Here is a 26992-nt window from a genome sequence, read left to right as displayed (position 1 = left end):
TACGTTCATGAGGTCGCCGGCAGGCGCTGCCCGGACAACCTGGCCAGGGTACCCGATGCACTCCGGGCAGGACCAACCGCCCGTCCCGGCCCCCGCCGCCCTGCCCGGTCGGCCGCCCAGGACCGGGACGTCCCGCCCGAACCGGACCGGGACACGCCAGCCGACCCCGGCGGGTGTCGGTCGCCGCCAGTAGGCTTCTGGCCGTGCTGGACACCCTCGACGCCGCCGCGGTGGGCCGCTGGTGTGCGGGCGGTCTGGCCGCGCTGCGCCGGCACCAGGGCGAGATCGACGAGCTGAACGTCTACCCCGTGCCCGACGGCGACACCGGCACCAACCTCGTGCTCACGCTCGCCTCGGCCCAGCAGGCACTGGCGATGGGACCCGGCACCCTGCCCGAGGACGGCACGACCGCGCACGGGCGGGCGCTGCGACTGATGGCCCGGGGCGCGCTGCTCGGCGCGCGGGGCAACTCCGGGGTGATCCTCTCGCAGATCCTGCGCGGCCTCGCCGACACGCTCGGCGACGTGCCCGCCGTCGCCGGCCGGGCGCTGGCCGCCGCGCTCCGCGACGCCACCACCGCCGCCTACGCCGCGGTGGCCCGACCGGTCGAGGGCACCGTGCTGAGTGTGGTCGCCGCCGCCGCGACCGCCGCCGAGCAGACCGACAGCGACGACCTGTGCACCGTGGCCCGGGCCGCCGCCGGGGAGGCCGCCCGCGCGTTGGCGCGTACCCCCGGGCAGCTGCCCGCGCTGGCCCGGGCCGGCGTGGTCGACGCCGGCGGACGGGGGCTCTGCCTGCTGCTCGACGCGCTGGTCGAGGTGGTCACGGGGGAGGCCCCGGCCGGGCCGACGCCGGTGGCCCGCCCGGCGCGCCCGGCGCTGACGGTGGTCCGGGAGACCGGCTCCCCCGAGTACGCCTACGAGGTGCAGTTCCTGCTCGACGCCCCGCACGAGGCGGTGACCCGGATGCGCGCCGAACTGGCCACGCTGGGCGACTCGCTGGTGGTGGTCGGCGACGCCGGCGCACCCGCCGGGTCCACCACCTGGAACGTCCACGTCCACGTCAACGACGTCGGGGCGGCCGTCGAGGCGGGGGTGGCCGCCGGCCGGCCGTACCGGATCTCGGTGACCCGGTTCGCCGACCAGGCCCCGCCGGCCCCCGGTCCGGCCGCCGACGGCCGGGCGGCCGTGGTGGTCGCGACCGGTGTCGGCATCGCCGAACTCCTCGGTGGGGAGGGGGCGACGGTGGTGCCGGGCAACCCGTCCACCGGCGAGCTGCTGGACGCGATCCGGGCCACCGCCGCCGCCCGGGTGGTGGTCCTGCCCAACGACCCGAACACCCAGGCGGTGGCGAGCGCCGCCGCCCGGGAGGCGCACCGGCTCGGGGTTAAGGTCAGCGTGGTGCCGACCCGCTCGCCGGTGCAGGCGCTGGCCGCGCTCGCCGTCCGGGACCCGCAGCGCCGGTTCGCCGACGACGTCATCGCGATGGCCGAGGCGGCCGGGGCCTGCCGGTACGCCGAGGTGTGCCACGCCAGCCGGGAGGCGCTGACCGTCGCCGGCCCGTGCCGGCCCGGCGACGTGCTGGCCCTGGTCGAGGGGGAGGTGCACCTGATCGGCAGCGACCTGGTCGACACCTGCGCCGCCGTGGTCGACCGGATGCTCGGCGGCGGCGGTGAGCTGGTCACCCTGCTCACCGGCGCGGACGCCCCGGCCGGGCTCGCCGAGGCGGTCCGCGAGCACGTGACCCGGCGCTGGCCCTTCGTCGAGGTGCAGGCGTACCCGGGCGGGCAACCGCACTATCCGCTCCTGGTGGGGGTCGAATGACGACGGCCGAACCGGCCACGGTGGACACCGCGCTGACGAAGCTGGTCGGGGAGCGCACCGCCAAGGCGCTCGCCGGTCATCTCGACCTGCACACCGCCGGTGACCTGATGTACCACTTCCCGCGCCGCTACGACGAGCGCGGCGAGCACACCGACATCCGCTCGCTGGACGTCGGTGAGCAGGTCACCGTGCTGGCCCAGGTGCAGCGCACGGCGGTGCGTCCGATGCGGCAGCGCCGGGGCAACCTGCTGGAGGTGACCGTCGGCGACAACTCGGGCGGGACGCTGACGTTGACCTTCTTCGGCAACCAGGCGTGGCGGGAACGCGAGCTGCGCCCCGGCCGGTGGGGGTTGTTCGCCGGCAAGGTCACCGAGTTCCGGGGCAAGCGGCAGCTCAACGGCCCCGAGTACGTGCTGCTCGGCGAGGGCGGAGAGGGTGAGGCGGCGGCCTCCGAGGAGGTCGAGGAGTTCGCCGGGGCGCTGATCCCGGTCTATCCGGCCGCCGCCGCCGTGCCGACCTGGGTGATCGCCCGGTGCGTCCGGGTGGTGCTGGACACGGTCGCCCCGCCGGACGATCCGCTGCCGGCGTCGCTGCGGGCCGAACGCAAGCTGGTCGGCATCGGCACCGCACTGCGCGAGATCCACCGACCGTCGAGCAAGGAGGAGCTGTACCGGGCCCGTCGCCGGCTCAAGTGGGACGAGGCGTTCGCCGTGCAGCTGACCCTGGTGCAGCGCAAGCTGCGGGCGGCGTCATGGCCGGCGAAGCCGCGCCCGGCGAAGGCGGGTGGCCTGCTCGACGCGTTCGACGCCCGGCTGCCCTACGAGCTGACCCCCGGGCAGCGCGACGTCGGCGTCGAGATCGCCGCCGACCTGACCACCCCGCATCCGATGCACCGGCTGTTGCAGGGAGAGGTCGGTTCCGGCAAGACGGTGGTGGCGTTGCGGGCGATGCTCCAGGTGGTCGACGCGGGCGGTCAGGCGGCGCTGCTGGCCCCGACCGAGGTGCTCGCCGCCCAGCACCACCGGGGCATGCTCGACCTGCTCGGCCCGCTGGCCCAGGCCGGTGAGCTGGGCGCGGCCGAGGACGCGACCCGGGTGGAACTGGTCACCGGCTCGCTGGGCGCGGCGGCCCGGCGGCGGGCCCTGGCCGAGGTCGCGCAGGGGCGGGCCGGCATCGTGCTCGGCACCCACGCCCTGCTCTACGAGGGCGTCGACTTCGCCGACCTGGGCCTGGTGGTGGTCGACGAGCAGCACCGGTTCGGCGTGGAGCAGCGCGACGCGCTGCGCTCCAAGGCCGCCCAGCCGCCGCACGTGCTGGTGATGACGGCCACCCCGATCCCGCGCACGGTGGCGATGACCGTCTACGGCGACCTGGAGACCTCCACCCTGTCCCAGTTGCCGCAGGGGCGGTCCCCGATCGCCTCGCACGTGGTGCCGGCGGCCGAGAAGCCGGCCTTCCTGGACCGGGCGTGGCGGCGGGTGCGCGAGGAGGTCAGCGCCGGCCACCAGGCGTACGTGGTGTGCCCGCGCATCGGTGAGGGGCCGGCGGCCGAGGAGGAGCCGCCCCGTGAGGACGACAACGGGCGACGCCCGCCGCTGGCGGTGACCGAGGTGGCGCCGCTGCTCGCCGAGGGGCCGCTGCACGGGCTGCGGATCGGCGTCCTGCACGGTCGGCTGCCCGCCGACGAGAAGGACGCGGTGATGCGCTCCTTCGCCGACGGCGACCTCGACGTGCTGGTCGCGACCACGGTGGTGGAGGTCGGCGTGAACGTGCCCAACGCCACCGTGATGATCGTGCTGGACGCCGACCGGTTCGGGGTGTCGCAACTGCACCAGCTCCGGGGTCGGGTCGGCCGGGGTTCGGCTCCCGGGCTCTGCCTGCTGGTCAGTGAGGCGGCCGAGGGCTCTTCGGCGCGGGAGCGACTGGACGCGGTCGCCTCCACCACCGACGGGTTCAAGCTGGCCGAGCTGGATCTGGAGCAGCGCCGGGAGGGCGACGTGCTGGGGGCCACCCAGTCCGGCCGCCGCTCGCACCTGCGGCTGCTCTCCCTGCTGCGCGACGCCGACCTGATCCGCGACGCGCGGGCCGAGGCGGTCGCCCTGGTCGACGAGGACCCGGAGCTTGAGCGGCATCCGGCCCTGGCCGCCTCGGTCGCCGCCCTGGTCGACGAGGAACGCGCGGAATACCTGGAGAAGGGCTGACCGCCGCCCTCGGCGCGTGGACGTCGGGGCGGCGTCCCGTCGGCCGGGTGTGCCGCCGGCCGGCGGGCGGCTCAGGGACGGCGCTTCTCGATGACGGTCCAGCCGGTCCACCCCCGATCCGCGACCATCCTGCGCAGCCGCCTGACGACGGGATGGGCCGCGTCGGCGAACGAGTCCATCAACCTGACGAACGCGGGGTCGGGGGTGACCTCCTGCTGCATCGCCAGCTCCCCGGCGGCCTCCGCCTGCGCGAACATCTCGGCCAGCAGGTCGGCCGTCTCGTGTAGCAGCTCCTCGTCCTGCGGGTCCTGCGCGATCCGACCGATCAACCGGTAGAGCTGGACGACCTGGGGGTTGTCGAGCTGGGCCACCTTGTCGGCCATCAGCGTCGGGATCGCGTCCGGCCACCGCGCCGCCATCAGGATCCACCCGTCGCGTTCGCCCTCGACGGCGACCAGTGGCACCCCGGCGGCGCGGAGCCGGTCCAGATAGTCGACCACCTCGGCGGGGACGGCGAGGGTGTCACCGTCGCGGAGCCTGGCGATCCGCCGCCGGTGCTCCTGAAGCGCCCGGATCTGGGTACGCAACTGGTGGTCGATCTCGGTGGTGGCGGCGGCGAACGTCGCCGGGTCGGCGTCGAGCAGTTCGCGGACCCGGCTCAGCGGGACGCCGGCCTCGGCGAGGGTCCGGATCCGGATCAGCCGTACCACCGCCGCCGCGTCGTACGTGCGGTAGCCGGAGGCGTCGCGTTCCGGTTCGGGCAGCAGCCCGATCTGGTGGTAGTGCCGTACGGCGCGGATGGTCACCCCGGCGTACGACGCCAGCCGTCCGATCGTCAACATGGCCTCAGCCTGCCCGACCCGGGAGCACCGTCAACCCACCCGACGGCGGTGCACGACCATCGCGCCGGCGTACGCGACGACGAGCAGGCCGGCGCACCAGGCGAGTGCGGTCCACACCTCGCCGCCGTCCGGCTGCCCGCCGAGCAGGCCGCGCAGGGCGTTCACGATGGAGGTCACCGGCTGGTGCTCGGCGAAGGCCCGCACCGGGCCGGGCATGGTGTCGGTGGGCACGAAGGCCGAGCTGACGAACGGCAGCAGGATGAGCGGGTAGGAGAATGCGCTCGCGCCGTCCACGGAGGTGGCGGTCAGGCCCGGGATGACCGCGAGCCAGGTCAGCGCCAGGGTGAACAGCAGCAGGATGCCGGTGACCGCCAGCCAGGCCAGCGGGCCGGCCCCGGAGCGGAAGCCCATGGCGAGGGCGACCAGCACCACCACCACGAGCGAGATCAGGTTGGCCACCAGCGAGGTCAGCACGTGTGCCCAGAGCACGGCCGAGCGGGCGATCGGCATGGACCGGAACCGCTCGAAGATGCCGCCCTTGAGGTCCAGGAAGAGCCGGTACGCGGTGTAGGAGATGCCGGAGACGACGGTGATCAGCAGGATGCCGGGCAGCAGGTAGTTCACGTACCGGTCGGAGCCGGTCCGGATCGCGCCGCCGAACACGTAGACGAACAGCAGCAGGAACGCGATCGGCATGATCGTGGTGGTGATGACGGTGTCCGGGCTGCGGCTGATGTGCCGCAGCGAGCGCCCGAGCAGGGCGGCGGTGTCCGGCAGGAAGTGTCTGGTCATCGGGGTCCTCAGTGGTTGGTGCCGGCGGGGCGGGCGGGGTCCGGGATGCGGTCGGTGTCGGCGGTGGGCGCGTCGTCGCCGACGATGGCGAGGAACACGTCCTCCAGGGTGGGCTGCTTCTCGACGTACTCGACGGTGGCGGGCGGAAGGAGCTGCTTGAGCTGGGCCAGCGTGCCGTCGGCGATGATCCGTCCGTGGTGCAGCACGGCGATCCGGTCGGCGAGCTGTTCGGCCTCGTCGAGGTACTGGGTGGTGAGCAGCACGGTGGTGCCCCGGCGGGCGAGTTCCCGGACGGCCTGCCACACCTCGATGCGCGCCTGCGGGTCGAGTCCGGTGGTGGGTTCGTCGAGGAAGATCACCGGTGGGTCGCCGATGAGGCTCATCGCGATGTCGAGGCGGCGGCGCATCCCCCCGGAGTAGGTGCCCACCCGCCGACGGCCCGCGTCGGTGAGCGCGAAGCGGCCGAGCAGGTCGTCGGCGATCCGGCCGGGGTCGGGCAGGTGGCGCAGCCGGGCGACCAGCACCAGGTTCTCCCGGCCGGTGAGGATCTCGTCGACGGCGGCGAACTGGCCGGTGAGGCTGACGGACTCGCGTACCCGCGCGCCCTGGGTGGTGACGTCGAAGCCGTGCACGTGGGCCGTCCCGCCGTCCGGCCTGAGCAGGGTGGCGAGGATGCGTACCAGGGTGGTCTTCCCCGCTCCGTTGGCGCCGAGCAGGGCGAAGATGCTGCCCGGGGCCACGTCGAGGTCCACTCCGCGCAGCACGGGCAGTTCGCGGTAGGACCTGGTCAGGCCCCGGATCCGGATGGCGGGCCCGAGGGCCCGCGTCGACTCTGTCGTGGACATGGCGTCAGCATGCGAGGTTGACGCTGCGGCAGGGTCAAGCGTGAAACGCGCAGGGCGCGTCGACCGGTCGGTCGACGCGCCCTGCGGGCGTGCTGTGCGGGTCAGCGCCCTGCGGGCGCGCCGCGGGTCAGACGGTGAAGCGGATGCGCCGACGTCGGGCGACGAGGAAGAGCACCCCGCCGGCCACCAGCAGGGTGGCCGCGCCGGCCGCGATGGCGCCGGCCGCCGCACCGGTCACCGGGAGGCCGCCGTCCTGGTCGCCGCCGCCGCCACCGCCGGTGGACGGGCAGTCCTTCGGCTGCTCCCACTTCAGCGGGCCGCCGGAGTCGAGGTCACCGGTGACGGTGACGGTGAGTCCCTTGCTGGCCGGGAAGCTGACCGTCCCGGTCCGGCCGGGCTCGACGGTGATCTTCTTCGGCTCGCCCTTGTTGGGGGTGAACACGGAGGTCAGCGGGGTGCCGTCCTCCGGGTTGCTGATCCGGAAGATCATCTTGTCGCAGCTCGACTCGTAGCTGGCGTCGGGGGTGCCGACCTCGGGCTGCTGGCAGTCGGCGGGCTTCTGCCAGCCGCCGGTGAAGTCCTTCATGCCGGGGGCGGTGACGGTGATCTCCTGCGCCTGCCCGGCGCTGAGCCTGCGGGTCTCGATCTTGCGCAGCGGGACGGTCACCTGCTCGGTGAAGCCGCCGCTGCCGACGATGGCGAAGGTCGCCCCGGCGTTGCCACTGCGGTTGACCAGGGTCAACTCGACGTTGCCGTCGCAGTCGGACTCGGCGATCACCTCCGGCGCCGCCGAGCAGGTGCCCGAGCCGCCGTTGTACCAGGCGCGCGGGCCGGTGGAGCGGGCGCCGATGCCGGCCGGGCTGCCGACCTTGCGGTCGCCGTACCGGTCGCTGGTGTCGGTCAGCGGGTCGATCAGCTTGCTGCCGAAGACGAAGTCGACCTGGGTGTAGCAGTTCGGCACCTCGACGGCGAAGTCCAGGGTGGCCACACCCAGCTCGCCCGGGGCGACCCCGGTGAACTTCTTGATCGACTTGTCGAGCACGTACTGTGGGACGGCGAACTTCGCCGACGGCGTCACGTACGACACCAGGGCGAGTTCCTGCTCCTCGCCCCGGCACAGCGGGCCGTTGGTCAGCGTGATCGACGCCTTGCCCGCCGGCCCGTCGAAGGTGTGCGTGTAGCGGGCGTCGGCGGCGGCGACGCAGGACGGCGCGGGCTCGCCGCCCGACGGGGTGCCGGCCGTCGCGCTCGGCGTGGCGGTCGCCGTCGGCGTGGCCGTCGGGGACGGTGAGGCTGAGGTGGCGCCCGCCGGGGCGGTCAGGGCGAGGGCCGTGGCCAGGCCGGCCAGGGCGGCGGCGGTCACGGCGAGCGGTCGCCGTGGCGACAGCTTGGGACGGATCACGCGTACTCCCGAGGTGAGGATGCGTCAGGGCGCGGCGGGGGTGGCGTCTGCGGGTCACGGCAGGGGTGGGAGCGCCGTGACGACGCCGGTGCGGCGCCCTGGCCGGCGGAGCGGCACCGGCACCGGGCCGACCCTAGTGGGCCCGTCGATACGGACATAGCGCACAGCCGGCACAGGGAGTGTTGTTATACATATGAGATCATTGATCTACCGGAAGTGATCAAGTGGTCACCCCGTCCGGGCGCACCGCGCCGCCGGCCCGCGCTACCCGTCGCGTAGCGTCACAGGCATGCACAGGGGTAGACCGTGACCCGGATCGTGGCCGGCACGCTCGGCGGACGACGGATCGCCGCACCCGCCGGCGGCGGCACCCGACCCACCTCCGACCGGGTCCGTGAGGCGCTGTTCAGTGCCGTCGCCGCCGAGGTGGACCTGGACGGGGTGCGCTTCGCCGACCTCTACGCCGGCTCCGGCGCGGTCGGGCTGGAGGCGCTGTCCCGGGGCGCGGCGCACGTGCTGCTCGTCGAGTCCGACCCCCGGGCCGCCCGGGTGATCCGGGAGAACGTCGCCGCGCTGCGGGCCGCCCCCGCCGCCCGACTGGTCACCGGCAGGGTGGCCGGGGTGGTCGCGGCCGGACCCGGCGGCGCGCCGTACGACGTGGTCTTCGCCGACCCGCCCTACGCGGTGCCGGACGACGAGATCACCGCCCTGCTGACCGGGCTGGTCACGCACGACTGGCTCGCCCCCGACGCGCTGGTCGTGGTCGAGCGGTCCACCCGGGGCGGCCCGGTCGACTGGGTGCAGGGCATCACCGCCGCGCGCAGCCGGCGTTACGGCGAGACCACTCTTTGGTACGGTCGCCGATCATGAGACGTGCGGTGTGTCCCGGCTCGTTCGACCCGGTCACCAACGGACACCTCGACATCATCGGACGGGCCAGCCGGCTCTTCGACGAGGTGATCGTCGGCGTGCTGGTGAACCAGTCGAAGAGCGGCCTGTTCACCGTCGAGGAGCGGATCGACATGCTCCGCGAGGTGACCTCCTCGTACGGCAACGTGCGGGTCGCGTCCTTCCGGGGGCTGCTCGTCGACTTCTGCCGGGCGCAGGAGGCGAGTGTGCTGATCAAGGGCCTGCGGGCGGTCAGCGACTTCGACTACGAGTTGCAGATGGCCCAGATGAACATCGGCCTGGCCGGCGTGGAGACGCTGTTCATGCCGACCAACCCGCTCTACTCGTTCCTCTCCTCCAGCCTGGTCAAGGATGTGGCGAAGTGGGGTGGCGACATCTCCTCGCACGTGCCCGACACCGTCCGCCGGGCGCTACAGGCCCGGCTGACCGTCCCGCGTCCCTGACCGTCGCGCCGTCGCGCCGCATCCGGGCGGCGCGTCGGGCCGGGGTGGTGGCGGCGGTGGTGGCCGGGGCACGACATCATGTGGTGCAGCGCCGAAGCCGGGCGCAGGCCGCATCATGTAGGTCGGCCGACGAACGACAGGAGTGAGGTACCGGTGGACCCGCTCGACCGCATCGACGAACTGATCGCCATGGTGGAGCAGGCGCGCTCCGTCCCGATGTCGCGCAACAACTGCATGGTCGACCGGGGCGAGATGATCGCCGCCCTCGACGAGATGCGCGCCGAACTCCCCGCCGACCTGCGCCGCGCCGCCGCCCTGCTGGAGGAGCGGGACAAGATCATGGAGGCCGGCAAGCGGGAGGCCGACCGGATCATCAGTGAGGGTGAGGCGGAACACGCCCGGCTGGTCTCGGTGAACGAGATCACCGTCTCCGCCGAGCACGAGGGGGCCCGGATCATCGCCGAGGCCCGTGCCGAGGCGCAGCGGCTGCGCGAGGAGGTCGACGACTACGTCGACACCGCGCTGGCGAACTTCGAGCAGTTCCTCACCCGGGCGCTGGCCTCGATCGAGCGCGGGCGGGACAAGATGCACGCGCTGCGGGAGATCGGCACCTTCGGTGGGGACGAGGCGGAACGCCCGTTACCCTTCTGAGCGGCACCTCATCCCACCGACGGACGGGTCGGGCGTCGCCCCCGGTTCGACGACCCGGCGGTCGCCCAGGTAACCTTTTTTGTCGGCCTCTCACCGGCCGGAGTCTGACTATGCCCAAACACTCGCCTTCATCACTCAACCCCAGGGCGCCGCTGGTCCTCGACACGAGGGACCTGCCGCGTCGCCCTGGCGCGTTGCGTACGCATCGGCGGGTCGTGCCGGCACCGGCGGACCTCGGCGGAGAGTTGATCGGCGTGCCGGAGGGCGCGGACCTCGACCTCGACCTGAGGTTGGAGTCGGTGTCCGAGGGCGTGCTCGTCTCCGGGACCGTGACCGGTCCCGTTCAGGGCGAGTGCGGTCGTTGCCTGCGCGCGATCGACTACTCGTTGACCGTGAACGTCCAGGAGCTGTACGCGTACGAGAACAGCACCACGGACATCACGACCGACGAGGACGAGGTGGGCCGGATGCAGGACGATCTGATCGACCTGGAGCCGGCGCTGCGGGACGCGGTGGTGCTCACGCTGCCGACCAACCCGCTCTGCCGGGAGGACTGCCCAGGACTGTGCCCCGAGTGCGGGGTGCACTGGGACGATCTGCCGGCCGATCACAGCCACCAGCAGATCGACCCGCGTTGGGCGAGCCTGTCGCAACTGAACCGTACAGAGGAGTAGGAACCGTGGCCGTCCCGAAGCGCAAGATGTCGCGCAGCAACACCCGGTCCCGCCGGGCGAACTGGAAGGCGGCTGTGGTCGCGACCGTGGCCTGCCCGCAGTGCAAGTCCCCCAAGCTGCCGCACGCGGCGTGCTCCGTCTGCGGCACGTACAACGGCCGCCAGGTTCTCGAGGTCTGACCTGGACGCCGAGTGACACCCCCGACCACGGGTCGGGTGGCGCGCGCACCCCGGCGATCGCCCGGTGCCCCGGCTCCCTCCGACGCCGGCCGGCCTGATCCGGCCGGCCCGGCGAGGGAGTCGGGCACCGCGCGGATCGCCGTTGACCTCCTCGGCGGGGACGATGCTCCCGCCGTCGTGGTTGACGGCGCTCTGCGGGCGGTGCGGGCCGACCCGGACCTGCACCTGCTGCTCGTCGGCCCGACCGAGGTCGCGGCCGGGGTGGTCGACGCCCTGACCCCGGCGCAACGGACCCGGATCACCATCCGCGCCACCCGGACCGCCGCCGGGCCGACCGAGCACGCGCCCCGCGCCGACAGCACCGTCCGGGCGGCCGTCTCCGCCGTCCGCGACGGCGCCGCCGACGCGCTCGTCTCCGCCGGGTCCACCGGCGCCACCGTCTCCGCCGCCGCCCTCGGCTTCGGCCGCTGGCCCGACGTGCGCCGGCCCGCGCTGGTGGCGACGCTCCCGGCCGTCTCCGGCCCCGTGGTCCTGCTCGACGTCGGCGGCTCCCTGGAACCCCGACCGGCCACCCTGGCCCGGCACGCCGTACTCGGCGCGGCCTACGCCGCCGTCGCCCACGGCGTCGCCGCCCCCCGGGTCGGCCTGCTCTCGGTCGGCACCGAGGCCGGCAAGGGGGACCGCCCGCGCCGCACCGCCGACCCCCTGCTCGCCGGCACCGCGCTGCCCGGTGACGCCCGCTACGTCGGCCTGGTCGAGGGGTACGACGTGACGTCCGGCGTCCGCGCCGACGTGGTGGTCACCGACGGCTTCACCGGCAACATCCTGCTCAAGACCATCGAGGGGGCGTACGCGATGGCCGGGGGCCCACCGACCAGTGGTGGAGCGCCCCGGGCGGCGGCCCTGCTCGGGGTCGCCGGAACTGTGGTGGTCTGCCACGGCGCGGCGACCCCGGACGACGTCGCCTCCGGTATCGCCCTGGCCGCCCACCTCTGGCGTCGCCGGGCCACCGAGCAGGTCCGGGAGCAGGTCGCGCTCCTTCCCGCAGGCGACGGCACCGACCCGGAGCGGGAGGACACCCCCACCCGTTGCGCCGCCGACCGGGCCGACGAGGTGACCGGGAACACCGGACCCACGCCGGCCGGCCCGACGGTCCAGAACGCACCCGCCGCCCGGCACCCGGGTCATCCGCCCGCGTACCCCGGCGGGACCGAAGCAGAGGTAGGAACATGAGCAACGACAAGCGGCGGCGTGCGCCCGTCAGCCACCTGGAGGCGGCGTTCGGGGTGACACTCGACGCCGAGCTGCTGGAGCGGGCGTTGACCCACCGGTCGTACGCGTACGAGAACGGCGGGCTGCCCACCAACGAGCGGTTGGAGTTCCTCGGCGACTCGGTGCTCGGCGTAGTGATCACCACGGCACTGTTCCGGAACCACCCCGACCTGCCCGAGGGGCAGTTGGCCAAGCTGCGGGCCAGCGTGGTCAACATGCGCGCCCTGGCCGACGTGGCCCGGGGCCTCGGCCCGGACGGGCTCGGCGCCTACCTGCTGCTCGGCAAGGGCGAGGAGACCACCGGCGGGCGGGACAAGGCGAGCATCCTCGCCGACACCCTGGAGGCGCTGCTCGGCGCGATCTACCTCCAGCACGGGCTGGACACCGCGGCGGTCGTCATCCACCGGCTGTTCGACCCGCTGATGGCCGAGTCGGCGGGCCGGGGCGCGGCGCTGGACTGGAAGACCAGCCTCCAGGAGTTGACCGCCGCGCTCGGCCTGGGGGTGCCCGAGTACCGGATCGAGGGCACCGGCCCGGACCACCTCAAGACCTTCACCGCCTGGGTGGTGGTGGCCGGCAACCGCTACGGCGGGTCGGAGGGCCGCAGCAAGAAGGAGGCCGAGCAGCGGGCCGCCGAGGCGGCCTGGCGGGAACTCACCGCGCAGGCCGAGCGGGACCGGGCCGGCACCGGGCCGGCCGACGCCGACGCGACGCCCGGGTCCGCCCCAGCCGGCCCGGCCGGGTCCACCGGCGGCCCGGTCGGGGCCGCCGGCGACGGGCCGGCCGCCGACGCGGTGGTCCCGACGGCGGACGAGACCGCCGAGGCGGGACTGGGCCGTGCCTGAGCTGCCCGAGGTCGAGACCGTACGGCAGGGGCTGGCCCAGTGGGTCACCGGCCGGCGGATCTCGACGGTGGAGGTGCGCCACCCCCGGGCGGTGCGACGCCACCCACCCGGCCCGGCGCACTTCGCCGACGTGCTCGCCGGCCGGACGGTGACCGACGTGCGGCGGCGCGGCAAGTACCTCTGGCTGCCGCTGGACAGCGGGGACGCCCTCGTCGGCCACCTGGGCATGTCGGGGCAACTGCTGCTCCAGCCGGCCGAGGCGGCCGACGAGCTGCACCTGCGGGTCCGGTTCCGGTTCGCCGACGACGGCCCGCAACTGCGCTTCGTCGACCAGCGGACGTTCGGCGGGCTCGCGGTCAGCGAGGGCGGCGCCGAACTGCCCGCCGAGATCGCCCACATCGCCCGCGACCCGATGGACCCGGAGTTCTCCGACGCCGGGTTCGTCGCCGCGCTGCGCCGCCGGCGTACCGAGGTCAAGCGGGCCCTGCTGGACCAGACGCTGCTGTCCGGGGTGGGCAACATCTACGCCGACGAGGCGCTGTGGCGGGCCCGGCTGCACGGTGCCCGCCCCACCGACGCGCTGACCGCCCCCACCGCGGGTCGGCTGCTCGGGCACGTGCGGGACGTCCTCGGCGAGGCGATCACGCAGGGCGGCACCAGCTTCGACGACCTGTACGTCAACGTCAACGGGGAGAGCGGCTACTTCGACAGGTCGCTGAACGTCTACGGCCGGGAGGGTGAGCCCTGCCGGCGGTGCGGCGCGCCGATCCGCCGGGAGGCGTTCATGAACCGGTCGTCGTACAGCTGCCCCCGCTGTCAGCCCCGCCCCCGGGGTGCCCTCAGGGGCTGACCCCGAGCCGGTTCGGGGTTGCGCCGGTGTGCCGCGCCGCCGCCACCCCGGGCCGCCGCCGGATTTTCCCCGATCCACCCGATCGGTCTTCCCGGTCGCCCCGACCCGACCGCTGCCGCGTCCTCGGGGGCGGGCCGGGGCCGTTCCCCGATGTGCCCCGGCGTCGCCGTCCCTAGCGTCAGCACGGTCGGCAGGGCGCCGGCGGGAAGGGGGCCCGACGGAGATGGGCGGCAGACCGGTGACGGTGCGGTTGGCACGGTGGAGCGCGGAGCACCCGTGGCGCGCGATCGCGCTCTGGGTGGTCTTCGTGGCGGTGTGCTTCGTCGGGGGCAACGCCGCCGGCCTGAACGAGGCCACCCAGGCCGACCAGGCGATCGGCGAGTCCGGTCACGCCGACGTGATCGTCACCTCGGGCGAGTTCACCGATCCGGCGGTGGAGAACATCCTGATCACCCCGCGTACCGGCACCCTGGACCGGGCCGCCGCGCAGGCCGCCGCGACCGACGCGGCCGACCGGCTGCGGCAGGTCACCGGGGTGGCGTCGGTCGGCGAGCCGGTCCCGTCGCGCGACGGTGCCGCGCTGCTGATGCCGGTCACCATGGCCGGCGACCCGGAGACCGCCGCGGACCGGGTGCAGCCGCTGCGTGACGCCACCGCCGCCGCCCAGACCGCCCACCCGCAGCTGCGGATCGAGCAGGTCGGCGGCCCGTCGATCAACCAGGCGCTGGACGACACCCTGGGCCGGGACTTCAAGCGGGCCGAGCTGCTCAGCCTGCCGGTCACCCTGGCCATCCTGATCGTCGCGTTCGGCGCGCTGATCGCCGCCGGGGTGCCGGTGCTGCTGGCGCTCTCCTCGGTGGCCGCCGCGATGGGGTTGTCCACCCTCGCCTCCCACCTGGTGCCCGCCACGGACACCACCTCCAGCGTGATCCTGCTGATCGGGATGGCCGTCGGGGTGGACTACTCGCTGTTCTACGTCCGACGGGAACGCGAGGAACGGGCCAAGGGCCGGTCCGGGTTGGACGCGGTGGAGATCGCCGCCGAGACGTCCGGGCACGCCGTGGTCGTCTCCGGCTTCGCGGTGATCATCTCGATGGCCGGCCTGATGCTCGCCGACGACGTGGTCTTCTCCTCCCTCGCCGTCGGCTCGATCCTGGTGGTCGCCGTCGCGGTGACCGGCTCGCTGACCGTGCTGCCGGCGCTGCTGGCCAAGCTGGGCCGCTGGGTGGACCGCCCCCGGGTGCCGCTGCTGTGGCGGCTCACCGCCCCCCGCGCCGGCCGGCACGGGCAGCCGGCCCGGCCCCGGTTCTGGCCGGCGGTGCTGCGGCCCGCGCTGCGCGCGCCCCGGGCCACCCTGATCGTCTCGGTGGGGCTGCTGCTCGCCCTGGCCGCCCCGGCGCTCGGCATGAAGCTGAAGTTCCCCGGCATGGAGGACCTGCCCCGGACCACCCCGGCGATGCAGGCGTACGACCGGCTGACCGCCGCCTTCCCGAGCACCGGCACCAGCCACACGGTCGCCGTACGGGCCCCCGCCGACCAGGCCGACCAGGTGCGCGCCGCCCTGACCGGGCTGGCCCGCACCGCCGCCGCCGACCCGCTGTTCGCCCCGGCCGAGGCGGACGGCCCGAAGATCGAGGTGTCGGCCGACCGCCGGGTGTCGGTGCTGGAGGTGGCCACCCCGTACGCCAGTCGGGACGACCGGTCGGTGCGTTCCCTGCACGAACTCCGCGACGACCTGCTGCCCGCCGCGATGCGCGGCATCCCCGGCGTCGAGTACGCCGTCGGCGGCGGGGTGGCCGCCAGCGAGGACTACGCCCGGCACATCCGGGAGAAGCTGCCGCTGGTGATGGCGTTCGTGCTGGCGCTGACCTTCCTGGTGATGACCTGGACGTTCCGGTCGGTGGTGGTCGCCCTCACCTCGATCCTGCTCAACCTGCTCTCCGCCGGGGCCGCCTACGGCCTGCTGGTGCTGGTCTTCCAGGGCGAGTGGGCGCAGGACCTGCTCGGCTTCACCTCGATGGGCGCGATCGTCTCCTGGCTGCCGCTGTTCCTGTTCGTGGTGCTCTTCGGGCTCTCCATGGACTACCACGTCTTCGTGGTCAGCCGGATCAGGGAGGGCATCCGGGGCGGCCGGTCCAACGCCGACGCGGTCGCCTACGGCATCACCTCCTCGGCCGGGGTGGTGACCAGCGCGGCGATCGTGATGGTCGCGGTGTTCGCGATCTTCGCCTCGCTCAGCACGATCGACATGAAGCAACTCGGCATCGGGTTGGCCGCGGCGATCCTGCTGGACGCCACGATCATCCGGGCGGTGGTGCTGCCGTCGGTGATGACCCTGCTCGGCGAGGCCAACTGGTGGGCCCCCCGGTTCCTGCGTCGCCGCGACCGGCCCGCCGTCACCCCACCGGCCGAACCGACGCCGGAGCTGGTCGGGGCGCACTGACCGGCCGTCGGACCCGCCGCCGGTGACCGCCCGCCCGGGTGGTGCAGCGCCGTGGCCGGCGGCACGGGTGACCCGGACCGCACCGCGCGGTCCGGGTCACCGCGGTGTGCCGGGGACCGGCCCGGCAACGGTGGGGCAGGGCACCCGCCAGGCGTCCAGGATGCGGTTCTTACGGATCGAGGCGAAGCCGTAGCCGACGGTCGTCACGCAGAACCGCGCCGGGTCACCGGCGTACTCGACCTGGAAGACCGGCTTGCCCGCGTCGGCGAAGGGGAGCAGCCGGGCGCAGCGGCGCAACCGGACGCACTCCTCGTCGACCGCGAAGTCGAAGTCCGGCGCCAGGGCGGCCACCTGATCGACGTCACCGACCAGGCCGGGGGAGAGGTCCAGGGATCGGGCCAGCCCGGCCGTGCGCCGGTTGAACAGCAGTTGATCGTCGAAGCCGAGCGGGAAGCCCGACCGGTGGGCGTACCCGTCGGCGTCGACGAGGGCCACCGCGCCGAACCCCTTGCCCCGGCAGAGCCGGAACCGGTCGGCCAGGACGGGCCGCAGCACGTCCCACCGCCGCACGTCCACCCACCGGGTGCCGGGCCGCCCGGCGGCAGCGCCGCGCACCGCCGCCGGGTACCGGGCGGCGTCCGGGTCCGTCCCCGCGTACGTCCCGACGGGCACGTGACAGATCAGCCGCCGGTCGCGCCGACGCAGCGCCCCGGTCTCGGCGGTGCTCACCCGCACCGGGTCGAGCAGGACGACGTCGGCGTCGACGGTGGTGTCGACCGGGCCGGTGAGCTGCCACTGCCACCGCCACTGCCGGGCCGCTCCGGGTGGCCAGGGGGTCGGTGCGCCCGGTGGCCCGAGGTCGGGACGGCAGGCGTACACCGGGGTCAGCAGGGCGAGTGCCAGCGTGGCCGGCAGCACCCGGCGGGCCGGGTGGCGGCGCGGTGGCCGGGTGGGCAGCGGCGACCCGCCGCGCGTCGCGGACGCTGACGGCCGGATGCGCATCGGCGGCTCCCGGGTCCCGTGCGGTACGCCGCACGCCTCACCCGGTCCAACGAGAAGCCCCCGGCGACGACGCGGTCACGTCGTCGCCGGGGGCCGGCCGTCCCGGGTCAGCGCGGGGCGGCGAAGTCCTGCGTCCAGTACGGCCCGTTGCCGTTGGCCACCCCGACGCCGATCTCGGTGAACGCGCAGTTGAGGATGTTGGCCCGGTGACCGGGACTGTTCATCCAGGCGTCCATCACCGCGGCCGGGGTCTGCTGGTTCCAGGCGACGTTCTCGCCGTAGGTGCGCCAGGCGTAGCCGGCCCGGTCCAGCCGCTGCCCGGCGTTGCTGCCGTCGCTGCCGGTGTGCGTCATGGTCTTGTGGTCGGCCTGGTCCTGGCTGTGCTGCTGGGCGGCGAGGGTCAGCTTGGCGTCGACGGTGACGGCCGCGCAGCCGGCCTTGGCCCGCTCGGCGTTGACCAGGTCGACGACCTGCTGGGTCTGGCTGCCCCCACCGCCGCCGCTGACCGCAGCCCGGGTGGTGGGGGGCGCTGCCGGGGCCACGGTGCCGGAGCCACCCCGGGCGGTCTGCCGCGACGCCGCCTGGGTCCGGCTCGGGGTGGGCGTCGGCGTGGCGGTCCGGCTCGGTGACGGGCTCGCCGACGTCGGTGACGGGCTCGGTGACGCGCTGGGGGAGGCCGGGGCGCTGCTACTCGGGGCGGTGTCGGTGATGACGGGCGCGGTGGCCACCGGCTCGTCGAGGGCGGCCCGGTCGGTGTTCCCGTCGTCGGGCAGCAGCACCGCGCCGATGCCGAGGCTCACCACGAGGGTCGCCGCCGCGGCGGCACCGCCGATGAGCACCGGGCGTCGCGACCGTCGCCGGGTACGACCGGTCGCGGCCAGACCGTCGACCGGTCCGACCGCCGGGATGGCCGCGGTGGCGTCCCGCAGGTCGGCGCGCACCGGCCCGACGGCGGCCGGGTACGCCTGCCGCCCGTCGTGTCCGGCCGGCGCGTCGGCCCGGGGGTCGTCCGGCCCGGCGGCCCGGTCCACCCCGTCGTGCCACGGCCCGGCCTGTGGCTGGGCCCACCGGTCGGCCCCGTCACCGGGCCACGACCCGCCCTGCCGGTCCGGCCCGGCGGCCGGCTGGCCCTGCCACGTGCCGGCCGGGTCGTCCTGCCCGCCCTGCCACGTGCCGGCCGGGTCTTCCTGCCCGCTCTGCCACGGGTGTTCCGGCTCGCCGTGCCCGGCCGGCCAGCTGCGGGGCTGCCCGTCCTGCCAGGAGGCGGCCTGCTCGTCCGGCCACCGGCCGGCCCGGTCGTCCCGCGCGCTCTGCCAGGCCTCGGCCCGGTCGGCCTGCTCGTCCGGCCACGGTCCGGTCCGGCCGTCCTGCCATGCGCCGGCCGGGTCGCCCTGCCACTCGCCGGTCTGGTTGCCCTGCCATGCGCCGGCCGGGTCGCCCTGCCACTCGCCGGTCTGGTTGCCCTGCCATGCGCCGGCCGGGTCGCCCTGCCACTCGCCGGTCTGGTTGCCCTGCCACTCGCCGGTCCGGTCGTCCTGCCACGTTCCGGCCGGTTCGTCCCGACCGGCCGACCACCGCTCGGCCTGCCACGCGTCTTCCTGGTGGGCGGCGTTCCGGTCGTCCGGACGGGCGGCGGTCTGCTCGGTGGCGTCCCACTGCCCGGCGGGCCCGGCGTTCCAGCGGCCGGTGGGTGCGTCCTGCCAGCCGGTCTGCTCGCCCTGCCACGGCTGACCGGCCGGCGCGTCGGCCCACCGGTCGGCGGCAGGGGGCGGGGTGCCCCCGGCGGGCCCGGTCGCGGCGTCCGCCCCGGCGGGGCCCGGCTGCGCCGGTGCGTCCGCGGCCGGGTCGTCGCCGAAGAGGTACGCCGAGCGGGGGGCGGGGCGGTCGGTCAGCCAGGCCGGGTCGTCCGTCGACGGCTGCGGCCGTCGGTATGCGGCGTCCGGGTCGTTCGGGTCGGTCCAGCCGTACACGCCTGTCGCCTCCACGGGTCGCTTGCGGGCCGGGGTGACGCTACGGCGGCCACGGAACAGCGGCAATGTGGCTAAGGAAGAGTTAAGGAGGGACGACCGTCCAGGGTCACCGTACCTGTCCGGGAAGGCGTAGAGTCAAGGAGTCCGGACAGAGAGTGTCCGAGCCTTGCGGCCCCCTCAGCAAGTGCACAGGGCAGACGTGGAGATGATCTACGGCCTGCGAGAACTTGACGAACGAGGGGTTATCGCTCAATATGTAGGTGTCGCCAGTCGCGCCCAGCCACGCCCGGATTTCGATGGCCTGGTAGTAGTCGCGAACACGAAATGGGCGCGCGTTGGCCGGCTTTTCCGGCAGCGCATATCAAGGAGTCAGCATGGCGAAGGCCCTCTACGGCCACGTAGGTGCAGCGCCCGACCGGCGTCTGCTCGACGAGGTCACCCGACTGCGTTCCAGGGTCCAGGCCCTGGAGTTCGAGATCACGCGCCTGCGTGCCGACAACGATCGGCTCGCGGCGGCTGCGGCGGAGGTGGACGACCTCCTCCGGCTGGCCGAGCCGGCGCTCACCTGATCGTCGGGTACGCAGAAAACTGAACAGCACCACCGCGAAAAAGCGCGCCGACACTTTCGTGCCGGCGCGCAGTGCTGTCCGCCACATATTTCTCCGCTCACCAATTCACGATCTTGCGAACCGATGTGGCGTGGGCCACCCCGATCAATTCCACCCCCGCACGGCGGTCGGCCGGCGGTGCCGGGGCGGGTCGCGTGCCGGTCGCCGCGTACCTACGGGTTAGTCTGCGGGTTCACCAGGTCCGCGCAGCCCGCGACGCCTGCGGTGGCCACCGGACGAGGATCGGACAGGTGCATCTCAAGAGTCTGACGGTGAAGGGGTTCAAGTCCTTCGCCTCCGCCACGACGTTGAAGCTGGAGCCCGGGATCACCTGCGTGGTCGGCCCGAACGGCTCCGGCAAGTCCAACGTCGTCGACGCGATCGCCTGGGTGCTGGGCGAGCAGGGCGCCAAGGCGCTGCGCGGCGGCAAGATGGAGGACGTCATCTTCGCCGGCACCGCCGGGCGGGCGCCGCTGGGCCGGGCCGAGGTCACCCTCACCATCGACAACACCGACGGCGCGCTGCCGATCGAGTACACCGAGGTCTCCATCACCCGCCGGATGTTCCGCTCCGGCGAGAGCGAGTACGAGATCAACGGCGACTCCTGCCGGCTGCTCGACATCCAGGAGCTGCTCAGCGACTCCGGCATCGGCCGGGAGATGCACATCATCGTCGGCCAGGGCCGGCTCGACGGCATGCTGCACGCCAAGCCGGAGGACCGCCGCTCGTTCATCGAGGAGGCGGCCGGGGTCCTCAAGCACCGCAAGCGCAAGGAGAAGGCGCTGCGGAAGCTCGACGCGATGCAGACGAACCTCAACCGGCTGACCGACCTCACCGCCGAGCTGCGCCGTCAGCTCAAGCCGCTGGGCCGACAGGCCGAGGTGGCCCGCCGGGCCGCCGCCATCCAGGCCAACCTGCGCGACGCCCGGCTCCGGCTGCTCGCCGACGACCTGCACACCCTGCGGGCCACCCTCGACAAGGAGATCGCCGACGAGACGGCGCTGCGCCAGCGGCGCGAACAGATCGAGGGCGAACACGCCGAGGTCCAGGGCCGCCTCGGCGAGCTGGAGGCCGCGCTCGCCGAGGACGCGCCGCTGCTCGCCGCCGCCCAGGACACCTGGTACAAGCTCTCCGCGCTCTCCGAACGGTTCCGCTCGGTGGAGCAGGTGGCCCGGGAACGGCTGCGCCACCTCAGCGCCACCGGCGACGACGAGCGCCCCGGCCGCGACCCCGACCAGTTGGAGGCCGAGTCGCAGCGGGTCCGCGAGCAGGAGGAGGAGCTGCGCGCGGCGCTCACCGACGACCAGATCCGGCTCGCCGAGGCCGTCGAGCACCGGCAGGAGCTGGAACGCCAGCTCGCCGCCGCCGAACGGGAACTGGTCGCCGCCGCCAAGGCGATCGCCGACCGGCGGGAGGGGCTGGCCCGGCTGACCGGGCAGGTGAACTCGGCGCAGGCGCGGACCACGAGCGCCGGTGAGGAGATCGAGCGGCTCGCCGCCGCCCACGCCGACGCCCTGGCCCGCGCCGACCAGGCCCAGGCCGAGCTGGACGCGGTCGCCGAACAGTCCACCGAGGCCGACCGGGACAACGCCGAACTGGACGACCGGCACGCCGAGGCGGTGGCCGCCCACGAGCGGGCGCAGGCCACCGTCCGGGCGCTGGCCGACACCGAGCGGGCCGCCGAGAAGGACGCCGCGACGTGGAAGGCCCGCGAGGAGGCGCTCGCTCTGGGGCTGCGCCGCAAGGACGGTGCCGGGGCGCTGCTCGCCCGCGCCGACGAGGTGCCCGGCCTGTTGGGCAGCCTGGCCGGGTTGCTCACCGTCGCCGCCGGCCACGAGGCGGCGCTCGCCGCGGCGCTCGGCGGGCTGGCCGACGCGGTCGCGGTCACCGGTGTCGACGAGGCCGTCGAGGCGATGCGGCTGCTGAAGATCTCCGATGCCGGCCGGGCGGGCCTGCTGGTCGGCAGCCCCGCCGGCCCCGGCATGACCGGCTCCGCCGACGCGCTGCGCCCCCGGCTTCCGGAGACCGCCCGGTGGGCACCGGACCTGGTGGAGTGCGCCCCCGAGCTGCGTCCCGCCGTACACCGGGCGCTGCGCGACGTGGCGCTGGTCGACGACCTCGCCGCCGCCGCCGAGCTGGTCGCGGGCAACCCGGAGCTGCGCGCGGTCACCCCGGACGGCGACGTGGTCGGGGCGTACGCGGCGGCCGGCGGGTCGGCCAAGGCGGCCAGCTTCATCGAGGTGCAGGCCGCCGTGGAGGAGGCCCGCACCAACCGGCACACCGCCGAGCGGACGGCCGCCGAGCTGCGCGAACAGTTGGTCGACGCGCGGGCCGAGGTGGCCGCCGCGAAGGAGGCGGTGCAGCACGCCGCCGCCGCCAAGCGGGAGGCGGAGAGCCACCGCAACGCCGCCGCCCGTCGGCTGGCCGAGCTGGGTGCGGCGGCCCGGTCGGCGAAGGCGGAGACCGACCGGCTCGGCGAGAGCCGGTCCCGCGCCGAGGCGGCCCGGGAACGTGACCTGGCCGCCCTCGCCGAGCTGGCGGAACGGCTGCGGCTCGCCGGGGACACCCCGATCGACGCGGAACCCTCCACCGAGGAACGGGACCAGCTCGCCGCGATGGTGCCCCGGGCCCGGCAGAACGAGATGGAGGTCCGCCTCGCGGTGCGTACCGCCGAGGAGCGGGTCGCCTCGATCGCCGGCCGGGCCGACTCGCTGGCCCGGCAGGCCTCCGCCGAACGGGCGGCCCGGGAGCGGGCGGCGGCCCGGCGGGCGGCCCGGACCCGGGGCGCGGCGATCGCCCGCGCCGTGGTCGGTGGGGCCCGCGAGGCGCTGACCCGGCTCGGCACCTCCATCGCGCGGGCCGAGGAGCACCGCGACGCGGTCGCCCGGGAACGCGCCGCCCGGGAGGCCGAACTCCAGGAGGTACGCGGCGCGGCGAAGCGGCTCGGCGCGGAGCTGGAGCGGCTGACCAGCCAGGTGCACCGGGACGAGGTGGCCCGCGCCGAGCAGCGGCTGCGCATCGAGCAGTTGGAGGCCAAGGCCGCCGAGGACTTCGGCCTGGACGTGGAGACCCTGGTCGCCGAGTACGGCCCGACCCAGCCCGTGCCGCCGACCCCGGTGGACGTGGCGGCGGCCGAACGCGACGGCCTGCCGGTGCCGGAGCCGGTCCGTTACGAGCGACCGGTGCAGGAGAAGCGGGCCGCCAAGGCGGAACGGGAACTGGCCCTGCTCGGCAAGGTCAACCCGCTCGCGTTGGAGGAGTTCGCCGCCCTGGAGGAGCGCTTCAAGTTCCTCTCCGAGCAGCTGGAGGACCTCAAGGCCACCCGGCGTGACCTGCTCACCGTGGTCAAGGACGTCGACGAGCGCATCCTGGAGGTCTTCGCCAGCGCGTTCGCCGACACGGCCCGCGAGTTCGAGCAGGTCTTCACGGTGCTCTTCCCCGGTGGCGAGGGCCGGTTGATCCTCACCGAGCCGGACGACCTGCTCACCACCGGTGTGGAGGTGGAGGCCCGGCCGCCCGGCAAGAAGATCAAACGGCTGTCGCTGCTCTCCGGCGGCGAGCGGTCGCTGACCGCCGTGGCGATGCTGGTGGCGATCTTCCGGGCCCGGCCCAGCCCGTTCTACATCATGGACGAGGTGGAGGCGGCCCTCGACGACGTGAACCTGGGCCGGTTGATCACCCTGCTGGCCCAGTTGCGGGAGAAGAGCCAGCTCATCGTCATCACCCACCAGAAGCGGACCATGGAGATCGCCGACGCGCTCTACGGCGTGACCATGCGCAGCGGCGTCACCCAGGTGATCAGTCAACGGCTCAACCGGACCGACGCCGAGCGGTCCGACGGACACGAGGAGAATCAGTAGTGGCACGGGAACGGCCGACGGCGCTCCTGCTCGACTTCGACGGCGTGCTGCGGCACTGGGACCCGGCGGTGGCCGCCGACGTCGAACGGGAGTACGGCCTCGCCGCCGGGGTGCTCGGCGAGATCGCCATGCACTGGGGGCGGCTGCAACCGGTGCTGACCGGGCAGGTCAGCCACGCCGACTGGATGTCCAGTGTGGTCGACGCGCTGAGCGAGTCGGTCGGCCCGCAGCGGGCGCGGGCGGCCGTGGAGCAGTGGCAGCGCTACCGGGGTGAGGTCGACGCCGACGTGCTGGCCCTCGTCCGCGAGGCGCGGGCCGCCGGCATCCGGGCCGGGCTGGGCACCAACGCCACCGACCTGCTCGACACCGACCTCGCCGAGCTGGGCCTGGTCGGCGAGCTGGACGTGGTGGTCAACTCCTCGGTCGTCGGGGTGCACAAGCCGGCGAAGGAGTACTTCCAGGCCGCCTGCGCCGCCCTGGAGACCCCGCCCGCCCGGGTGCTCTTCGTCGACGACGAGGACTGGGCGATCCGGGGGGCGCGGGCGGCCGGACTGTCGGCGTACCGGTGGAGTGGGCCGGAGGGACTGCGCTACCTGCGGGCGGCGCTGGGGCTCTGACCCCCGGCGGGGCCGGTCGGCGGCGGGGTCACTCGCCGGTGACCCCGTCGAGGCGTTCCCGGAGCAGGTCGGCGTGGCCGTTGTGCCGGGCGTACTCCTCGATCAGGTGCAGGTAGACCCAGCGCAGGCTGAAGGTCCGTTTCTTGGCGCCGACCTCGGTGAACGTCTCGTCGAGCGAGCGGCCGACGGTGGCGGCCCGGGCCAGGGTGACCTGCTCGTGGTAGGTGGCGAAGTCGGCCTCGGCGTCGGCGTGGGTCACGTCGAGGTCGGCGTCCGGGTTCTCGGGTGTGCCGTACGGGTAGTCGACCTGGTGCCCGGCGAAGTTCTCCCGGAACCACCAGGACTCCACCTCGCCCAGGTGGCGGACCAGGCCGAGCAGGGTCAGTGTCGACGGCTGCACGCTCGGGGTGCGCAACTGCTCGCCGGTCAGCCCGGCGCACTTGAGCAGCAGGGTCTGCCGGTGGTAGTCGAGCCAGCTCTCCAGCATGGCCCGCTCGTCGCCGACGGGAAGTTCAGGGGTCCGGGTGATCTCCGGTGCACGCCAGGTCATGCCGGCATCCTCGCCGACCGGTCCGACATTCCCCGGACCCCGCCCCGGTCAGGGGACGACGAGGACCGGCCAGCGGCCGGTGCGGACCAGGCGGGTGGCGACGGAACCGACCAGCCGGTGCCCGGCCTGCTCGGAGGAGCCGACCACCACCAGGTCCGCCCGGGACTCGTCGGCCGCCGCCCGCAGCTCGGTGTACGCGTCCCCGCGCCGGCACAGGAACGTCACCGGCAGCCCCAGTTCCTCCGCGCCCCGGCGGCACTCCTGCCGCAGATCGTCGGCGAGTTCGTCGTGGGTCTGCTGGACCGCCCCGGCCACCACCCCCGGCATGAGGGAGACGTAGCCGGCCGGGGCGCTGACGAAGACCACCACCAGCCCGGCGCCCTGCCTGCGGGCCAGCCCCGCCGCGTACGACGCGGCACGTAGCGAGGTCCTGCTGCCGTCGACGCCGACCAGCACCACCCGGGGCCCGTCGGTGCCCCGCTCGAACTCCAGCGGGCGGGCCTGTGGGCCGTACTGTTCACGCTCGACGGGGATGCTCACCTGTCGGTCCCGGTGCGGACCACCGCCGCCCCGCCGCCCGCGGCGACGGCGGACTCCTGCGCGACGGTGTCGGTGACGGCGTCCCCGGTGTGCTGGCGCAGCGGGATCTCCTTGATGAAGATCACCGCGATCAGGGCGATCAGCCCGAACGGGGCGGCGGCCAGGAAGATGTCGCCGGCACCGTGGCCGTAGGCGCTCTCCACCACGATCCGGATCGGGCCCGGCAGGGTGTGCACGTCGGGTAGGACGCCGCCGCTGCCCGAGCCGGAGGCCGGGATGCCCAGGGCGGTGAGGCCGTCGGCGATGTAGTCCTTGACCCGGTGGCCGAGGACCGCGCCGAGCACGGACACGCCGACCGCGCCGCCGAGGCTGCGGAAGAACGCCACCACCGAGCTGGCCGCGCCGAGTTCGTGGGTGCTCACGGTGTTCTGCACGGCGAGGACGAGGTTCTGCATGGTCATGCCGAGCCCGAGGCCGATCAGCGCCATGTAGATGGCGAGGTGCCAGTACGGGGTGTCGTAGCGGATCGTGCCCATCAGCGCGAAGCCGGCGGTGAGCAGCGCGGAACCGGCGACCAGGTAGCGCTTCCACCGGCCGGTCCGGGTGATGATCCGGCCGACGACGACGGAGGAGACCAGCAGGCCGAGGATCATCGGCATGGTCATCAGGCCGGACATGGTCGGGCTCTCGCCCCGGCTGATCTGGAAGTACTGACCCAGGAAGACCGATGCGCCGAACATGCCCACGCCGACGGCGATGCTGGCGACGACGGCGAGGGTGATGGTGCGGTTGCGGAACAGCCGCGGCGGGATCATCGGCTCGCTGGCCCGGTTCTCCACCCGGATGGCGAGCGTGCCGAGCACGACCGCGCCGGTCACCATGACGGCGCTCTGCCAGGAGATCCAGTCGTACTTGTCGCCGGCCAGGGTGACCCAGATCAGCAGGAGCGACACGGCGGCGGTGATCAGGGTCGCGCCCCACCAGTCGATCTTCACCTGGCGCTTGACGACCGGCAGGTGCAGGGTCTTCTGGAGCACCACCAGGGCGGCGATGGCGAACGGCACGCCGACGTAGAAGCACCAGCGCCAGCCGAGCCAGGAGGTGTCGACGATGACGCCGCCGATCAGCGGGCCGCCGATGGTGCCGACGGCCATCACCGCGCCGAGGTAGCCGCTGTACCGGCCGCGCTCGCGGGGCGCGATCATCGTCGCCATGATCACCTGGGCCAGGGCGGTGAGGCCGCCGGCCCCGACGCCCTGGAGCACCCGGCAGGCGATGAGCTGTTCGGTGGACTGGGACAGCCCGGCCAGCACGGAGCCCAGCACGAAGATGGCCAGGGAGAGCTGGACCAGGATCTTCTTGCTGGTCAGGTCGGCGAGCTTGCCCCAGATCGGGGTGGTCGCGGTGGTCGCCAGCAGGGTCGAGGTGACCACCCAGGTGTAGGCGGACTGACCGCCCTTGAGCTCGGTGATGATCCGCGGCAGCGCGTTGGAGACGACCGTGGAGGAGAGGATCGCGACGAACATGCCCAGCAGCAGTCCGGAGAGGGCCTCCAGGATCTGCCGGTGGGTCATCTCGACGCCGGTCGCCCGGGTGGGCGCTGTCGCCTGGGTCATCGTCGCTGCCTCCGCTGGTGGTGAAAAGGGTGCCTCGGGCAACCGTAAGCGTTTGTTG

22 protein-coding genes and 1 pseudogene are annotated in these 26992 nt (G+C 74.2%); 14 read left to right on the top strand and 9 right to left on the bottom strand.

From position 1 onward, the window contains the following. Nucleotides 1-203 precede the first annotated feature (203 nt). Together ACN265_RS24245 and recG are read left to right on the top strand one after the other, a co-directional pair. Nucleotides 204-1823: a DAK2 domain-containing protein gene (locus tag ACN265_RS24245; protein ID WP_421409701.1), complete on the top strand. Its 1620-nt coding sequence runs from the start codon at nt 204-206 to the stop codon at nt 1821-1823. Next, complete coding sequence (recG, locus tag ACN265_RS24240; RefSeq protein WP_421409698.1) at nt 1820-4024, top strand: ATP-dependent DNA helicase RecG; 2205 nt, start codon at nt 1820-1822, stop codon at nt 4022-4024. Before ACN265_RS24245 ends, recG begins: the two co-directional genes overlap by 4 nt. A gap of 71 nt (nt 4025-4095) precedes the next feature. Here the strand turns inward: recG and ACN265_RS24235 are convergent, their stop codons facing one another. The 4 genes from ACN265_RS24235 to ACN265_RS24220 all read right to left on the bottom strand — a co-directional run bounded on the left by ACN265_RS24235 (nt 4096) and on the right by ACN265_RS24220 (nt 7905). Next, nucleotides 4096-4866: a MerR family transcriptional regulator gene (locus ACN265_RS24235; protein ID WP_421409695.1), complete on the bottom strand. Its 771-nt coding sequence runs from the start codon at nt 4864-4866 to the stop codon at nt 4096-4098. Nucleotides 4867-4896: 30 nt separating this feature from the next. After that, complete coding sequence (locus tag ACN265_RS24230) at nt 4897-5658, bottom strand: ABC transporter permease (RefSeq protein ID WP_204923801.1); 762 nt, start codon at nt 5656-5658, stop codon at nt 4897-4899. An 8-nt stretch (nt 5659-5666) separates the two neighbouring features. After that, nucleotides 5667-6503 carry an ABC transporter ATP-binding protein gene (locus ACN265_RS24225; protein ID WP_420118466.1) on the bottom strand — a complete coding sequence of 279 codons (837 nt, stop codon included), beginning with the start codon at nt 6501-6503 and terminating at the stop codon, nt 5667-5669. Between the two features lie 127 nt (nt 6504-6630). Continuing rightward, nucleotides 6631-7905: a cell wall anchor protein gene (locus ACN265_RS24220; protein ID WP_421409691.1), complete on the bottom strand. Its 1275-nt coding sequence runs from the start codon at nt 7903-7905 to the stop codon at nt 6631-6633. Between the two features lie 306 nt (nt 7906-8211). On the opposite strand from ACN265_RS24220, the gene rsmD reads away from it, so the two are divergent. The 9 genes and pseudogenes from rsmD to ACN265_RS24175 all read left to right on the top strand — a co-directional run bounded on the left by rsmD (nt 8212) and on the right by ACN265_RS24175 (nt 16171). Next, on the top strand, nt 8212-8775 hold the full coding sequence (gene rsmD / locus ACN265_RS24215; RefSeq protein WP_420118464.1) for a 16S rRNA (guanine(966)-N(2))-methyltransferase RsmD: 564 nt from the start codon (nt 8212-8214) through the stop codon (nt 8773-8775). Continuing rightward, nucleotides 8772-9257, top strand: a complete 486-nt coding sequence (coaD, locus tag ACN265_RS24210; protein ID WP_088646035.1) for a pantetheine-phosphate adenylyltransferase — start codon at nt 8772-8774, stop codon at nt 9255-9257. Before rsmD ends, coaD begins: the two co-directional genes overlap by 4 nt. A 153-nt stretch (nt 9258-9410) precedes the next feature. After that, a complete protein-coding gene (locus ACN265_RS24205; RefSeq protein ID WP_088646034.1) occupies nt 9411-9908 on the top strand; it encodes a hypothetical protein in 498 nt (165 codons plus the stop codon). A gap of 110 nt (nt 9909-10018) precedes the next feature. Then, nucleotides 10019-10582: a YceD family protein gene (locus ACN265_RS24200; protein WP_204923805.1), complete on the top strand. Its 564-nt coding sequence runs from the start codon at nt 10019-10021 to the stop codon at nt 10580-10582. A gap of 5 nt (nt 10583-10587) precedes the next feature. Beyond that, a complete protein-coding gene (gene rpmF / locus ACN265_RS24195; protein ID WP_088646032.1) occupies nt 10588-10761 on the top strand; it encodes a 50S ribosomal protein L32 in 174 nt (57 codons plus the stop codon). A 135-nt stretch (nt 10762-10896) separates the two neighbouring features. Beyond that, a pseudogene (locus tag ACN265_RS24190) lies at nt 10897-11844 on the top strand (phosphate acyltransferase PlsX); the annotation flags it as partial. Between the two features lie 146 nt (nt 11845-11990). Next, nucleotides 11991-12878, top strand: a complete 888-nt coding sequence (rnc, locus tag ACN265_RS24185) for a ribonuclease III (protein ID WP_421409687.1) — start codon at nt 11991-11993, stop codon at nt 12876-12878. Beyond that, the gene (gene mutM / locus ACN265_RS24180) at nt 12871-13728 is read left to right on the top strand and encodes a bifunctional DNA-formamidopyrimidine glycosylase/DNA-(apurinic or apyrimidinic site) lyase (RefSeq protein WP_421409685.1); all 858 of its coding nucleotides are present in this window, start codon (nt 12871-12873) and stop codon (nt 13726-13728) included. Before rnc ends, mutM begins: the two co-directional genes overlap by 8 nt. A 223-nt stretch (nt 13729-13951) precedes the next feature. Further along, nucleotides 13952-16171: an MMPL family transporter gene (locus ACN265_RS24175; RefSeq protein ID WP_421409682.1), complete on the top strand. Its 2220-nt coding sequence runs from the start codon at nt 13952-13954 to the stop codon at nt 16169-16171. A gap of 96 nt (nt 16172-16267) precedes the next feature. Here ACN265_RS24175 and ACN265_RS24170 read toward each other — a convergent pair whose 3' ends face one another. Both ACN265_RS24170 and ACN265_RS24165 read right to left on the bottom strand, forming a co-directional pair. Beyond that, nucleotides 16268-17173: an endo alpha-1,4 polygalactosaminidase gene (locus tag ACN265_RS24170; protein ID WP_204923808.1), complete on the bottom strand. Its 906-nt coding sequence runs from the start codon at nt 17171-17173 to the stop codon at nt 16268-16270. Between the two features lie 107 nt (nt 17174-17280). Continuing rightward, nucleotides 17281-19209 (bottom strand): CAP domain-containing protein, encoded by a 1929-nt coding sequence (locus ACN265_RS24165; protein WP_421409680.1) that lies wholly within the window; start codon nt 19207-19209, stop codon nt 17281-17283. Nucleotides 19210-19517: 308 nt separating this feature from the next. Between ACN265_RS24165 and ACN265_RS24160 the strand changes: the two genes are divergently transcribed. From ACN265_RS24160 to ACN265_RS24150, 3 genes are all read left to right on the top strand, one after another. Beyond that, on the top strand, nt 19518-19712 hold the full coding sequence (locus ACN265_RS24160; protein WP_067305353.1) for a hypothetical protein: 195 nt from the start codon (nt 19518-19520) through the stop codon (nt 19710-19712). A 290-nt stretch (nt 19713-20002) separates the two neighbouring features. Next, complete coding sequence (smc, locus tag ACN265_RS24155; RefSeq protein WP_421409678.1) at nt 20003-23611, top strand: chromosome segregation protein SMC; 3609 nt, start codon at nt 20003-20005, stop codon at nt 23609-23611. After that, a complete protein-coding gene (locus ACN265_RS24150) occupies nt 23611-24228 on the top strand; it encodes an HAD family hydrolase (RefSeq protein WP_421409676.1) in 618 nt (205 codons plus the stop codon). The genes smc and ACN265_RS24150 overlap by 1 nt, the downstream gene beginning before the upstream one ends. 28 nt (nt 24229-24256) lie before the next feature. Here the strand turns inward: ACN265_RS24150 and ACN265_RS24145 are convergent, their stop codons facing one another. The 3 genes from ACN265_RS24145 to ACN265_RS24135 are packed head-to-tail and all read right to left on the bottom strand — an operon-like array spanning nt 24257 to nt 26934. Beyond that, nucleotides 24257-24778, bottom strand: a complete 522-nt coding sequence (locus tag ACN265_RS24145) for a DinB family protein (RefSeq protein WP_420117814.1) — start codon at nt 24776-24778, stop codon at nt 24257-24259. A 48-nt stretch (nt 24779-24826) separates the two neighbouring features. After that, nucleotides 24827-25318, bottom strand: a complete 492-nt coding sequence (locus tag ACN265_RS24140) for a universal stress protein (RefSeq protein ID WP_420117813.1) — start codon at nt 25316-25318, stop codon at nt 24827-24829. Continuing rightward, on the bottom strand, nt 25315-26934 hold the full coding sequence (locus ACN265_RS24135) for an MDR family MFS transporter (RefSeq protein ID WP_421409674.1): 1620 nt from the start codon (nt 26932-26934) through the stop codon (nt 25315-25317). The genes ACN265_RS24140 and ACN265_RS24135 overlap by 4 nt, the downstream gene beginning before the upstream one ends. Nucleotides 26935-26992 lie beyond the last annotated feature (58 nt).

Source organism: Micromonospora sp. WMMD730 (genome assembly GCF_049178955.1).
Taxonomy (GTDB): domain Bacteria; phylum Actinomycetota; class Actinomycetes; order Mycobacteriales; family Micromonosporaceae; genus Micromonospora; species Micromonospora wenchangensis.
This window is presented reverse-complemented; position numbering and strand designations above follow the sequence as displayed.

Coding starts and splice junctions, on each gene's coding strand:
- recG (WP_421409698.1), top strand. CDS start 1,820: ATGACGACGGCCGAACCGGCCACGGTGGACACCGCGCTGACGAAGCTG.
- ACN265_RS24235 (WP_421409695.1), bottom strand. CDS start 4,866: ATGTTGACGATCGGACGGCTGGCGTCGTACGCCGGGGTGACCATCCGC.
- ACN265_RS24230 (WP_204923801.1), bottom strand. CDS start 5,658: ATGACCAGACACTTCCTGCCGGACACCGCCGCCCTGCTCGGGCGCTCG.
- ACN265_RS24225 (WP_420118466.1), bottom strand. CDS start 6,503: ATGTCCACGACAGAGTCGACGCGGGCCCTCGGGCCCGCCATCCGGATC.
- coaD (WP_088646035.1), top strand. CDS start 8,772: ATGAGACGTGCGGTGTGTCCCGGCTCGTTCGACCCGGTCACCAACGGA.
- ACN265_RS24200 (WP_204923805.1), top strand. CDS start 10,019: ATGCCCAAACACTCGCCTTCATCACTCAACCCCAGGGCGCCGCTGGTC.
- rnc (WP_421409687.1), top strand. CDS start 11,991: ATGAGCAACGACAAGCGGCGGCGTGCGCCCGTCAGCCACCTGGAGGCG.
- ACN265_RS24175 (WP_421409682.1), top strand. CDS start 13,952: ATGGGCGGCAGACCGGTGACGGTGCGGTTGGCACGGTGGAGCGCGGAG.
- ACN265_RS24170 (WP_204923808.1), bottom strand. CDS start 17,173: ATGCGCATCCGGCCGTCAGCGTCCGCGACGCGCGGCGGGTCGCCGCTG.
- ACN265_RS24160 (WP_067305353.1), top strand. CDS start 19,518: ATGGCGAAGGCCCTCTACGGCCACGTAGGTGCAGCGCCCGACCGGCGT.
- ACN265_RS24145 (WP_420117814.1), bottom strand. CDS start 24,778: ATGACCTGGCGTGCACCGGAGATCACCCGGACCCCTGAACTTCCCGTC.
- ACN265_RS24135 (WP_421409674.1), bottom strand. CDS start 26,934: ATGACCCAGGCGACAGCGCCCACCCGGGCGACCGGCGTCGAGATGACC.